Origin of the sequence: Treponema bryantii (assembly GCF_900113965.1) — a bacterium.
Classification (GTDB): Bacteria; Spirochaetota; Spirochaetia; order Treponematales; family Treponemataceae; genus Treponema_D; species Treponema_D bryantii_A.
Map to the genome: position 1 here is coordinate 221,962 of NZ_FORI01000004.1, position 13,870 is coordinate 235,831.

Consider the following 13,870-nt stretch of genomic DNA (forward strand, 5'->3'; position numbering starts at 1 on the left):
ACAATTTTTTCATACTATACTTAAAATATGAAAAAATTGTTTTTTTTATTATCGTTTTGTTTTATTTGTTTTTTTGTAACTGCTGAACAGCCTTTTTTTCTGAAACACTGGATTATCCCTGAAACTATAGAATGGGGAGAACAGAATCAGATTCCGGAAATTCAAGGAAAAAACTTTACTCAAATTATTACAGAAGAAAATGGTCTAAATGAGTTAAAGGTTGGACCCACAGAAATTTCTAATGTAGATATTCCACCATATTTATCTGAGAATAAGCTTTTTAACTGGGATATGACTTATTCTCAGATTCTTTCTGCCTTTGAAAAATGTAATGATTTTAAAACATTTGAATATTTAGGAGAAATCTCAAGTGATTATTTTTCTCCAATTAAAGTACATTATGAAATAATGGCTGTCGCAGGTAAGTATCAGTTAGAAATAGTTTTTCCAGATTATGTAAATGATGATCAGAGAGATTCTTCGAAGCCTGTCAGTTTTCAAATCAATTACAATAAAGATGGAAAAGGATTTGTTCCTAAAGAATTTTTTGAAAACGAACATCGCAGCGAGTGGAATGCTTTATCAGAAGATGAGAAAAAGATTGTTGCAATTACCTGTAATGAATTAACAGGATTTGGAGATTATAATTTTAGTTGTACAAGGCCAATTGGAGAGGGCGCAAATGCGGAAGAAGTTTTAAGTAAAGATTACAATATTAACTCGAAGGATGAACTGCTTACTTGTCTGGACAATTCTCATCAAAAAAAGCTTGTATATGAATATAAAAACTTTTTAGAGCTTTTAAATTCTGATCTTGAAAAAAATCCTGTTGAAATAGGACTTAAACATAATTTATCAAGACCAGAAATTTCAAAATTATTTCTTGTAAAAGATATGTCAGAACGATTAGGCGAAAATGGAATTTCAGTGCTGGAAGAAATTTATAAGCTTATTCTGCTAAGACTTGGAATTGGAGCTGGATATTTAACTTATGAAGAATCAATGAATATAGCGGTTCCGATTGCAGATAGAGTTCTTGGTTCTTATGCTTCTTATGAAGATTTTTATTCACACTATATTGCAGGCCGAATGTATGACAATATCTGTTATAATATCCATGTGTTAATAGCTGGTGCAGATCTGGTTATTTATGGAATTACAGATTACCGTATTCCTGTTGATGAAATTAAATTCATCGGAAAAACACAAGATGCTTTGCAGATCGAATACTCGTTTTATAATCCTGCTGAAGATTCAATGGATATAATCTGGTTAAAAACTTTTAAGATTGAAGACAGAAAAGTTGATGTAGAAGAAGGGCTGGAAATAATCAATTCATATATCAATACTTTTAATGACAGAACTTTAGTAGAAGGGTTATATCAAAAGATCAGGCCTGTTCAGCCGGATTATACTATTATTGATAATATAATAAATACTCAGCAGGAGCCTTATGCTTCTGTAAATATGAAAAAATATTTTGAAGATAATTATAAAAAGTATTGGGACAAACTTGATGATTTTGAAAAACATGCAATTGCTTTCTCTAGCAATATATTTCAGACCAATCATATGTTTCATTTAGATTTTTGTAATAGAATAAGATTTGAAAACTGGAGCAGTGGAAAAGCAATTTTAAAAAATGACTGGGATGTTATTGATTATGAAAGTCTTATAAAAGCCTTTAATGAACTTGAAGAAGGTGGTCATAATGGCAGCTATATGGAATTACTGGAACTACTTGAAAAGTATCCGGATAAAACTCCAATAGAAATTGGCAAACTGGAAGAGCTTAGTGTTCTTAGTGTAACTCGACTTTTTTTTGTAGATGCCAAAAAAGATGTTCTAGGAAAGAATGGTATTCGTGCTTGGGATGATGGCCGTGAAATTGCACTTTTAAGATGGGGCATTGGTGCCGGATTTATTTCCGAAGAAGAAGCGAAAGTATTGATGACTCCTGTTGTTAAGAGAATCCAGGAATCGTATGTTAGCTGGGATGATTATATTTACCATTACATAGCTGGCCGGGGATTTTTTGGTTTGTCTGATTCTTCATATAGTTCCAGAGTCGATTTAGCAAGATATTTCATGAAGTGTTCAAAGGCTTTTATTTGTGTTGATGATTTAAAATTTTATGGAAAAAAGTCAAATAAAGAAATAATGAGTTATGGAGACTGCGCTTATTATCCTACAAAAGAAGCAAAGGAATGGGAAAAACTTCAGAATATTTATAATCAAGATGAAACAGAAGAAACTTTTGAAAAGCTTATTGAATATGAAAATAACCACCCGGAAGCAAAAAGTTTTGTGTTCATCTGGCATATTAGAATGCTCTGTAAATATAGAATTCAAAATTATGATGAGCTGATTTCTTACATTGAAGAGTCGTTTGATTTAATTGATGCAGTTGATCATGAAAGTAACTTTTATTTTGAGGTTCAGATTGTTTATCTTATGGCACTGGGATACAGTGGTCAGAGTGAAAAGTTCTTTGAATACTATCAGTCTTTACCGGAAGATATAAGATACAAAATCAACAATTACAAGAACTAAGATATTGTTTTACTTCTGAAACAAGATAGAAAGAGCCTGTAACGAGGAGGATGTTGCCGTTGGCGGCAGACTCTTCGAAGGCTTTTTTTATCATCATATTATAGTCTGCGTCTGCGGTAAACTTGATTTCTGCGTGGGTGAAGGCTTCAATTTCACCTGCAAGATTTGATTCTTTTTTCTCGCCTGGGCGGGTAACGTAAACGTGCTCAAAACGGTATCGGAAGAGCATGGAAATATCTTTTACATCTTTGTCTGCGGCGCAGGCAAAAAGCAATGAAACTTTTCTTTCGCCAAAAAGCTTGTTCAAAGTATCAATTGTGAGGCGGATGCTGTTTAAAGTATGTGCACCGTCGAGAATTACAGCAGGAATTTCTGTATAGCCTTTTACATTTTCAAGAATCTCAAAACGCCCCGGCAGCTTTGCCTTTGCAAGTCCGCGTTCAATAATTCCTTCATCAAGATTTGGAAGAAGTTTTTTGATTGCAATTGCGGCCATTGCGGCATTCTGGGCCTGCATTTTACCCAGCAGCTGCATCTGTGTTTCTATTGGACGATTAAATAGTTCGCTTTCAAAGTGGACTGTCATTTTTTTGTTGCCGCCATTGAAATGATAGAAGGAAGATGTAATCAAGTCATCTACAAAATAATATGGCGCATGGCGGGTAATTGCTTTTTCACGGAGTACAATCTTGATTGATTCGGTTTGCTGTGGTGCAATAACAACTGGTGTACAGTTCTTGATGATTCCAGCTTTTTCCGCAGCAATTTTTTCAAGGGTGTCGCCAAGGAACTCGGTATGTTCAAGTTCGATTGGAGTGATACAACAGAGTTTTGGACGGATTACATTTGTAGCGTCTAAGCGACCGCCAAGTCCTACTTCAAAAACAGACCAGTCTACATCTGCATTACGGAAAGTAAGGAATGCATAGAGAGTAACAAGTTCAAACCAGGTAAGAGGACGCTCTGCAGGAAGATTTTCCGGGATGATTGAATCAATATTCGGCATGAGCTCTTTTACAGTTTTTTCATAAATCTCTTCTGAAAAAAATCCTGTAGGAGTGCAGATGCGTTCGCGGAAGTCTGTAATGTGTGGAGAAGTGTAAAGTCCAACCTTGTAGCCGGCTTCGTCGAGAATGCAGGAAATGAGGCGTGAAACTGAACCTTTTCCCTTTGAGCCGGCAACGTGAATACAAGGGGCATAATCCTGTGGGTTATCAAAGCGTTTGCAGAGGTAATCGATGGTGTCGAGCCAGAAGATTTCTTTTTTTGGAGTATGTTCAAAATTCAGGTAATCGTTTAACCATTCCTGAAATACGTCTATTGCATTCACGGAGTGTATTATAGTTATTTTATGGAATTATGTCATTATAAAAAAAAGAACACTTTGTTATAGAAGGTCTTTATTGATATAAAGAGTGTTTCTCTTTATAATAACTATTCAATAGATGCTGAAACAAGTTCAGCATGACGTTAGAAATGAGGAATAAAAAATGAGTGAAGAAATTCAGTACACAGACATAAACAAGAGCTTTGAGGCAGCTTTGGAACGCAGCCGCAAAATCGAAGAAGATTTAACAAAGAATCCTAAAAAATATCGTGTTTTGACTGGTGACCGTCCAACTGGACTTTTGCATATCGGCCACTATTTTGGTTCTCTGCAGAATCGTGTTCGCCTTGCAAATATGGGTGTTCCTACAATGATTCTTATTGCGGACTATCAGGTTCTTACAGACCACGATGCTTTTGATAAAATCAGCCAGAATACAAAGCAGCTTGTAATTGACTATCTTGCTGCGGGAATCAATCCTGAAAAGCAGGATGTAATTATTTACCCTCACAGCTATGTGCCAGAGTGTAATCAGCTGATGATTCCTTTTCTTACACTTGTAAGCAATGCTGAGTTGTCACGCAACCCAACTGTAAAAGAAGAAATTGAATCTGCCGGTCTTAAAAACGTAAATGCCGGAATGTATACCTATCCTGTTCATCAGGCTTGTGATATTCTTTTCTGTAAGGGAAATGTTGTTCCTGTAGGAAAAGACCAGCTTCCACACCTTGAAATGACCCGTACAATTGCAAGCCGCTTCAACAAAAAGTTCTGTACAGATATGGGTAAGGAACCTGTATTCCCTGAGCCACAGGCCCTGCTTTCTAAGACTCCTATGATTCTCGGCCTTGACGGAAGTCAGAAGATGTCTAAGAGCCGCGGAAATGCTGTAATGCTGAGCGCAACAGAGGATGAAACTGCAAAGCTTATCAAAAAGGCAAAGACAGACCAGGACCGCAACATCACTTATGATCCTGTAAACCGCCCGGAAGTTGCAAACCTTCTTATGCTTATCAGCCTTTGTACTGGTGAAGAGCCAGCTGCAATTGCTGCACGTATCGGTGATGGCGGTGGCGGAATGCTCAAGGCAACTCTTACAGAAGCACTCAACGAAAAGCTCCGCCCATTGCGCGAAGAACGTGCCCGTCTTGAAAAAGATCCGGAGTATATCAGAAAGGTACTGCTTGATGGTGCTGCTAAAGCCCGCGAGATTGGTATTAAGACCCTGGAAGAAGTACGTTCTTGCATGAACATGCTCATATAGAGAATCCGTTAAAAACGACAGTCCATCGGGACTGTCGTTTAGGATTATCCAAAGAAATGCTCGCGAGATTTATCGAGCGGATGATTTAATGCCATGCACATTGCGATTTGTGAAGATGAAAAAGTTGTATTAGATTTTGAAACTTCTCTCATAAATAAGTGGGCAGCCGCTCGTGGTTGCCCACTTGAATTAGATACTTATATATCAGCCGAACAGTTTATTTTTGAAAGTGAAGATAAAGCTCCCTATGACCTTTTGATTTTTGATATTCAGATGAAGAATATGAACGGTATGGAGCTGGCAAAAAAACTCCGCGCCCGAGGCTGTGATTCAGTCATCATTTTTATAACAGGTGTTCCAGACTATGCAATTGAAGGCTATGAGGTTGGGGCAGTGCGCTATATTTTAAAGCCGGTCAAAGAGGATCTGCTTTTTAAGCTGCTTGATGATATTTTTACTGAGTGTCAAAAAAAATGCGAAGACTTCTTTATGCTTGGCCAGGGGGCAGATCTTGAAAAAATCAACTTTGAGAAAATCATTTACATTGAAGCTCGCGGTCACTATGTCTTTTTGAAGGGAACTAATTTTGAACGCGAATGGAAGGCAGGCTTTAGTGAAACTGCGGCAGCCTTTGAGGGACGGGGATTTTTCTGTCTTAGACGGGGGCTTTTAGTAAATCTTTCTCATGTAGCAAAAATTACCCGCACAGACTGTATACTTGATGAAGGCGAGTCTCTGCCGGTTGCCCGCGGGGTATATAAAGAATTAAACCAGGCCTTTATCGACTTCTTTAAGAAATAAAATTTCACAGATCTAATCCTTATTTTATTCTTTTTCTCAATAATTTTCGGAATATTTGCATTATTACAAAAAGGCATGTAATATAAATATTAAGGAGTAGTTATATCTAATGGCAAAAAAACGCTTTAAGATTTCAGTAATTTTGTGTTGGGTACTTGTCGGGCTTATTTTTGTTATGAATGTAATTCAAGGTATACTGATTTCTTCTTTTACAAAAAAATCAACAGCAGAAAGTTATGCTATGGACTGTACTCAGATTACCAACGCATATTCTCTGGCGATTGCAAACAAAATCAGTGAATACATGAATCAAATGACATTTTATTCAAACGCAGATGTTGTTACTACAGCAGATGATCAGCAGATTATAAACTGGCTGAGAGAGCATAACGGAAACAGAAAAACTTATTTTTCTTCAGTTTTGTATGCGGGAAAAAATGGTATAGCTTATAACGATATTGGCGAAAGTGAAAATATAGCCGATCTGGATTTCTATAAAGAGATTATGAGAAATGGAAAAACAAGCTATATTGATAATCCTGTAAAAGATAAAAACGGAAAAATTGTTTTCCACATTGCCTGTGCTGCAAAACTTCATGGAGAAATATTTGGACTTTTTGCTGCAGTCGTTCCACTGGAAAATCTTGAAAATATGGTTGAATATATCCGGCTTGGAGAAAGCGGTCAAACCTGGATTATTGCAGATAATGGTATGCTGGTTGCAAATGCAAATCATTCTATCGTAATGAATCATAATTTTCTTGATGCTTCAAATGATTCTTCTGTAATTGAGATTATGAAAAAAGCTGCAAACGGAGGAATTGGTACCGGCTGGGCAAAAGACTGGGGAAAGATAAAAGGAAATACTTTTGTAGCCTATACACCAATTGCTTATACTCCATGGATTCTTGTTTTCTCAGTTTCTGAAGCTCAGGTATACAAAACTGGAAATTCATTAAGAAATTCAAATGCTGTAATATCCCTCCTTACAATTATAATTCTTGCAATTTTTACTCTTCTTGTTTCAGGAGTGATGCTCAAACCTCTTGGCGTTGTAGAAAAATCAATCAATGAAATTGCTTCGGGGCATGCAGATTTAAGTCAGCGAATTCAGATTGATTCAAAAACAGAAATCGGCTCTGTAGTTGACGGCTTTAATAAATTTTCAGAAAAACTTCAGAATATTGTCCGTGAGCTGAAAAAGTCAAAAGACCAGCTTGCTGCTGCTGGTGAAGAAATGCATGTCTGCTCAGAGGAAACTGCAAATTCTAATAATCAGATTCTCTCTAATATTGAAACAGTTTCCGAGCGTATTTCTAATCAGTCGGCTTCTGTAGACCAGACTGCCGGAGCCGTTAACGAAATTGCTTCTAACATTCAGTCTCTTGAACACATGATTGAACAGATGGTTACCAGTGTTTCCCAGGCTTCTGCTGCTGTAGAAGAAATGATTGGCAATATTGATTCAGTAAATGGCTCTGTGCGAAAAATGGCAGATCAGTTTGTGGAACTGGAAGAAACCTCGGCTGTTGGAACAGAAAGACAGCATGATGTAAATGAAAAAATCAGCCAGATTGAACAGCAGTCTGTTATGCTTCAGGAAGCCAATGAAGCAATCGCAAGCATTGCAGAACAGACAAATCTCCTTGCCATGAATGCTGCAATAGAAGCTGCCCACGCTGGTGATGCAGGAAAAGGCTTTGCCGTAGTTGCAGATGAAATCAGAAAGCTTTCAGAAACTTCTACCGACCAGTCAAAGACAATCGGTAATCAGCTTAAAATAATTCTTGATTCAATCAAAAGCGTAGTTTCTGCTTCTCAGGCTTCAAGCGAGGCCTTTACTTCTGTTACAGATAAAATCCAGAGTACTGATGAACTTGTAAATCATATTAAAAGTGCAATGGAAGAACAGGCCGAAGGTTCCCGTCAGATTGGTAATGCCCTCAGCGTTATGAATGATTCTACTCTTGAAGTAAGAACCGCTTCCAGAGAAATGTCAGAAGGAAATCAGGCAATACTTACAGAAATCCGACAGTTGCAGACAGCAACCTTTGCAATCAAAGAAAGCATGGATATTATTTCCAGCACAACAGAACAGATTACTGAAACAGGCCAGTCTTTGGATAAGATTACAAAGATTATGTATGACTCAATTCTTGAAATCGGTAATCAGGTAGATCAGTTTAAGGTTTAAGATTCAGGGGGCTTGGAATGAAAAAATTATTTAATCTTACAGCAACCATACTGCTTGCTTTTTCTTTGATTTCTTTTACTGCATGTCAAAAATCAGCTTCAGACCAGGAAGTAATTGGAGTTCTTTTGCGAAACGACAGCGATGTTTTTTTAAGTGCCTACAAAAAGGGAATTGAAGATTTTGCTAAAAAGAATGATATCAAGGTTCAAATATATTCTGCTAACAATGATGCTGCAATTCAAATTGATCAGTTGAAAACCCTTTTGTTGAATGGTGTAAAAAACTTTGTATTTGTTGCCTATAACTCAGATCTAACCGAACAGATTACAAAAATTATAAGTTCTCAGGGAGGCTCTGCCGCTTTTTCAAATATTATTCCTACAGTAGAAGCCTTAAAAGCCGGCGGAAACTTCTTCTATGCCTCATCTCCGGAAACAGATGCCGGTAAATTTCAGGCAGAGATTATAGACGGCTACTTCAAAAAAAATCCCGGCAAATTACAGGGCAAAAATCTTCGGGTTTTATATTTTAATGGAGAATACGGACATCCTGCACAAATTTACAGAAAAGTTGGTGTTATGGAAGAACTGTCAAGACTTGGCTACAAGGTTAGCGTTCTGGGAGAATTTGGTGCTAACTGGGACAGATCCAGTGCCCGTCAGTATCTTGATTTATGGCTGGAAGGAGATAATCCTGCTTTTGATGTTGTAATTGCACAAAATGATGAGATGGCACTTGGCGCAGTAGATTCACTTTTAAGCCACAATTTAGTTGATGATCCGTCTAAGCCTACAGTTGATGCTAACGGTGATGGTACGGCACTTGTAGTACCTGTTCTAGGTATTGATGCTACAGAAGCTGGTATGGCATCACTGCAAAACAATCAGCTGTATGGAACAGTACTTCAGGATGCAAGTGCTCAGGCAGCTACCGCTCTTGAACTTGTATGGGAATGCATGAAAAACGGAAATGCAAAAAACTATACAACACAGGGTGGACTTTCGGCTGCAAAGGAAACTACAAAAGAAGAGCCTCTTACAGAAAAGAGTGTGCTGGCTCAGTGTTTTATCGTACCTTTCCTTCCTGTCACAAAATAGAATCTAAAGTTCTACAAGGGCTGTAAGTACAAAAATTATAAAGATTTTCAATGAAATCTTATAATTCTTAGTGTATAATTATTTATGTGAACAATTTAATAACGTTTGTACTTGTGGCCCTGGCAAGCATCTGTATTTCCGTATTTATAACAATTCTTATTCTCAAAAGAAAATATGACAAACGCCTGTCTGATTTTCAGGATTCAGTTCTTAAAAAGCAGCGCGATGAAGTTCAGAATATCTACCAGACCATGAGGGCCTGGCGTCACGACTATCACAATCACATGCAGGCAATAAAAGCTCTGCTTTCCATGGGGAAGAAAGAAGAATTGTCTGATTATTTAGACAATCTCGAAAAAGACTTAGACTGTATCGATATTGCAATCCGCACCGGCAACGTTGGCCTGGACGCAATTTTGAGTTCCAAAGTCAGCATTGCCCGCAAAAATTTAATTGATGTAAACTGCACGGCCAAGGTGCCGCAGGAGCTTACTGTGAGCGACGTGCATCTTTGTGCCATTGTCGGAAATCTTATGGACAACGCAATTGAAGCCTGCGAAAAGATGAAAAAAGATGCACCGAATCTTCCACGTTTTATCCGCGTCTACATTGGACTTTTTAAGAGCCAGCTTTATATTTCAGTTATAAATTCAACAAAAGAGAGAAAACGCCGCCGCGTGTCAGAATTAGTGACCAGCAAGTTGGGCGAACACGGTTTCGGCCTCCGCCGAATTGATAAAATCACAGAAAAATACGACGGCTACGTAAACCGTAAAAATGAACCGGGCGTTTTTGCGACTGAGGTTATGTTACCGCTTTAACATTTCATGCACCAATTATTGCATTTCGTGTTCTTTTTTTATTCAGACTATATAACTATGTTACCTTGTAGCCATCTTAAAATATGAGGTAAACGGAGATAAAAATGAAAAACACAAGTCTTAAAAACACCTGCATCGCATACAAAGCGGTCTTTAAAAGATATCCGGCTTCTCCTTTCTTACTGCTTTTGCATATTGTTACCCGGGTATTAATTCCTATCAGTTATACTGTAATTCCGGCTGTTGCAATTCGGGGAATTACAAGTGGAAGCCTAAAATACTTTTTTTCATCGTTAGGTATAGTTTTGCTTGCTGTTTGTGCCCTTAACATGATTAATGGCTTCTGCAATTCTTTCTTACAAGGCTATAGAATTTTTACACGTCTTGGTGACTTTATGCTCAAGTTCTTTAACAAAAGTCTCACTACCGGTTATATGAATATTGAGCCGGAACCAAAGCATAAGATAATGGATAAAGCGTCTGATGCTATCAGCGGTAACTGGGGCGGTGTTGAAAATATTATGCTTCAGAGCATGGAGCTGATAATTCTTATTTTTGGTTTATTCACTTATGGAACTGCGGTTTTTATGCTGGACTGGAAAATTATGGCAATTACAATTGGTATGTTTGTTGTAGATACTGCCTGCCGTGAATGGGCCATACGATACTCTGATAAGCACCGCGAAGAACGTTCTGTAATATTCCGTAAAATTAATTACATAAAAAACAGCATTAGAAATGTTAGTGCCGGAAAGGATATACGAATCTTTGGACTTGAAGGCTGGTTTCATTCGAGATTTGAAAAGCTTTTAAAAGCTGTTGAGAAAAATCAGAGGGGAGTTTCTCTTCACTGGTATTTTCCGACAATTGCAGACTGCCTTTTTATGTTTCCACGTGACTTACTGGCATATTCGCTGCTTATAGGAAAAGTTCTTTCCGGCCAGATTGATATTGCAACTTTTACTCTTTATCTGGGACTTGTAAGTGGTTTTGCAAACTGGATTTATGGTTTATCAAATACTTTTCATAATCTCCGGGCCGCAAGTCATGCCTTTAATGATTATAATGATTTTATGGCTCTGGAAGATTTAAAGGATGATGGAGCCGATGCTGGAACTCCGCTTGCTGAGCAGAGTAGCAGCAATCCTCCTGAAATTGAATTCCGAAATGTTTCCTTTAATTACGAAGGAAGCGATAAAAAGATTTTTGAAGATTTGTCTTTCAAAATTAAGGCCGGAGAAAAAATTGCTCTGGTTGGAAACAATGGGGCTGGAAAAACAACTATTGTTAAGCTTTTGTGCGGTTTGTATCCGCCGGTAAGTGGTCAGATTTTTGTGGATGGAAAGCTTCTCTGGAATTCTTCAATGAGCGTAAAGCAATATATGAAAACTATCAGTGTGCTTTTCCAGGATACAAATCCTTTTGCTCTTTCAATTGCAATGAATGTTGCAAGTTGTGATGAAAAAGATATGAATCGCGAAAGGATAAAAGAAAGTCTTAAAAAGGCAGGCCTTTTAGAAAAAGTTGATACTCTTATTCACAAGGAAGATACCTACATTACTCAGGAACTTGATGATGATGGAGTTCAGCTTTCGGGTGGTGAGATTCAAAAGCTCTTACTTGCAAAGGCAATTTACAAAGACGGTTCATTACTTGTTCTTGATGAACCAACTTCTGCCTTAGACCCGATTGCAGAAAGTAAAATCTATGAAGAATATAACCGTTTTGCAAATAACAAAACTGCAGTCTTTATTTCACATAGACTTGCAAGTACAAAGTTTTGCGACAGAATTCTTTTTCTGGAAAATGGAAAAATCATAGAAGAGGGAAGTCACAAGGAGCTTATGGAAAAAGGCGGAAAATACCGCGAAATTTTTGATATCCAGAGCCATTATTACGCAGAATCAACAAAAGATAAAAAAGCTAATCAGGAGGAACTGGCATGAAAAATTCAAATACAATCCGAAAAGTACTTTCTTTAATTCACCGCCTCAGACGCGGCTATATAAGCCTTGTGTTTATTTCAAGAGTGATTGCTGCAGCTCAGCCTTTTGTCGGAATCATTTTTTCTAGTAAGATTATTGATCTTCTGATTCAGCGTGCTCCAGCCAGTCTGATTATGAAATATGCATTAATTCTTGTTACATCTACTGCAATCTTAAATGCTCTTGAATGGGGTATGAAGGCATTTATAACTGTTGGAGAGCAGGTATTAAATGAAAAAATAAATCAGATGATAAGCGAGAAAACCTGCAGAATTGATTATGATATTCTGGAAAAACACGAAACTCTGGATATGATAAAAAAGGCACAGGAAGGAATGAATAGCCGGGGAGGCATACAATCCTTCTGTACTAATCTTGCTGCTGGAATTCAGAATATTGTAACAATCATTTATTCAATCATCCTCCTGGTTCCTGTATTCATTCCAGCTCCTTCTGCAGGGCTTACTGGAATCGGTAATTTTGTAAATAAGTGGTACAGCGTTTTTATACTGATTCTTGCAATTGGTATGAATACTGTTATGAATATGTTAGACCGAAAGCTGGAAGCAAAAGTTCAGCAGTCTTTCTTTGAACGTAATGTTGTATGGAACAGACGTTATTCTTACTGGTTTACAATGGTTTTTAATTATTCTCTTGGAAAATATATCCGCCTTTATGATATGCAGAAAATGCTTTCAGCTAAAGTGGGCCAGGCAAGTGATAATATGGAAAATGAGTTTTATACTCTGCGTGACAAACTGCTGAAAATTTCCTGGATTCCAATAGTTGTAAATGTGATTCTTCAGTTTGTAACTTATGCTTATGTAGGTCTAAAAGCTGTGTTTAAGTTGATTAGTGTTGGTGATTCAATGAAGTATGTAGGTGCATATACGAATCTTGCTCAGAGCGTTCAAAATATCGCCGGCATTTTTACAGAGCTTGATATTGAAAGTAAGTATCTTGCATATTTTTATGATTACATGGCAATTGAAAACAAGCGCTACGAAGGAACCATTCCAACAGAAAAACGCGATGATAATGTTTTTGAAATTGAATTCCGCGATGTTTCCTTCAAATATCTGAATACAGAAACTTACGCACTGCGCCATGTTAATCAGAAAATTACGCTGGGAAGTAAAACTGCGGTGGTAGGAAAAAACGGTGCCGGTAAAACTACATTCATAAAGCTTTTGTGCCGTCTTTACGAGCCTACTGAAGGTCAGATTCTTTTGAATGGTGTTGATATCCGTTATTATGATTACAAAGATTATGCAAAGCTTTTTGGCGTTGTCTTCCAGGACTTTAATCTCTTTTCTGCAACAATTGGTGAGAATGTTGCTTCCAGCGATGAATATGATGAAAAACTGGTAATTGAATGTCTGGATAAAGCGGGTTTTGGAGAACGCCTTGCAAAAATGCCGGATGGCATACGGACAAATATTTATCAGTACGAAGAAAACGGTGTTGAGATTTCAGGTGGTGAAGCTCAGAAGCTTGCAATTGCCCGCGCTCTTTACAAAAATGCTCCATTTGTAATTCTTGATGAACCGACTTCGGCTTTAGACCCTGTTGCTGAATACGAAATCTACCAGCACTTTGATCAGATGGTTGAGGATAAGACTTCAATCTATATCAGCCATAGAATGTCGAGCTGCCGTTTCTGTGATAACATTCTGGTCTTTGACGAAGGCCAAATTATTGAAAGCGGAAGCCACGAAGAGCTTATGAAGGAGGGGGGACTGTACAGCGAGTTGTGGAATGCACAGGCTCAGTACTATGCATAAGCTCCGGTGGTTGAGTAGGCCGTAGGCTGTATCGAAACCACATT

At 37.7% G+C, this 13,870-nt stretch carries 9 protein-coding genes; 8 read left to right on the plus strand and 1 reads right to left on the minus strand.

The genetic code is table 11. The features are described from left to right. Positions 1-27 precede the first annotated feature (27 nt). Positions 28-2,553, plus strand: a complete 2,526-nt coding sequence (locus BM161_RS07010; protein WP_083425709.1) for a DUF1266 domain-containing protein — start codon at positions 28-30, stop codon at positions 2,551-2,553. Here BM161_RS07010 and BM161_RS07015 read toward each other — a convergent pair. After that, the gene (locus BM161_RS07015; protein WP_074931294.1) at positions 2,534-3,883 is read right to left on the minus strand and encodes a bifunctional folylpolyglutamate synthase/dihydrofolate synthase; all 1,350 of its coding nucleotides are present in this window, start codon (positions 3,881-3,883) and stop codon (positions 2,534-2,536) included. The genes BM161_RS07010 and BM161_RS07015 overlap by 20 nt on opposite strands. A 160-nt stretch (positions 3,884-4,043) precedes the next feature. On the opposite strand from BM161_RS07015, the gene trpS reads away from it, so the two are divergent. The 7 genes from trpS to BM161_RS07050 all read left to right on the plus strand — a co-directional run bounded on the left by trpS (position 4,044) and on the right by BM161_RS07050 (position 13,826). Next, positions 4,044-5,144, plus strand: coding sequence for a tryptophan--tRNA ligase (trpS, locus tag BM161_RS07020; protein ID WP_074931295.1), 1,101 nt, complete (start codon positions 4,044-4,046; stop codon positions 5,142-5,144). Positions 5,145-5,237: 93 nt separating this feature from the next. Continuing rightward, positions 5,238-5,945, plus strand: a complete 708-nt coding sequence (locus tag BM161_RS07025) for a LytR/AlgR family response regulator transcription factor (protein WP_074931296.1) — start codon at positions 5,238-5,240, stop codon at positions 5,943-5,945. A gap of 109 nt (positions 5,946-6,054) precedes the next feature. Next, on the plus strand, positions 6,055-8,139 hold the full coding sequence (locus BM161_RS07030; RefSeq protein ID WP_074931297.1) for a methyl-accepting chemotaxis protein: 2,085 nt from the start codon (positions 6,055-6,057) through the stop codon (positions 8,137-8,139). Between the two features lie 17 nt (positions 8,140-8,156). Next, positions 8,157-9,236, plus strand: coding sequence for a substrate-binding domain-containing protein (locus BM161_RS07035; RefSeq protein WP_074931298.1), 1,080 nt, complete (start codon positions 8,157-8,159; stop codon positions 9,234-9,236). 86 nt (positions 9,237-9,322) lie between these two features. Continuing rightward, positions 9,323-10,057, plus strand: coding sequence for a sensor histidine kinase (locus BM161_RS07040; protein ID WP_218150242.1), 735 nt, complete (start codon positions 9,323-9,325; stop codon positions 10,055-10,057). Between the two features lie 104 nt (positions 10,058-10,161). Then, on the plus strand, positions 10,162-12,003 hold the full coding sequence (locus tag BM161_RS07045; protein ID WP_074931299.1) for an ABC transporter ATP-binding protein: 1,842 nt from the start codon (positions 10,162-10,164) through the stop codon (positions 12,001-12,003). Next, positions 12,000-13,826 carry an ABC transporter ATP-binding protein gene (locus BM161_RS07050; protein ID WP_074931300.1) on the plus strand — a complete coding sequence of 609 codons (1,827 nt, stop codon included), beginning with the start codon at positions 12,000-12,002 and terminating at the stop codon, positions 13,824-13,826. The genes BM161_RS07045 and BM161_RS07050 overlap by 4 nt, the downstream gene beginning before the upstream one ends. Positions 13,827-13,870: the final 44 nt, after the last annotated feature.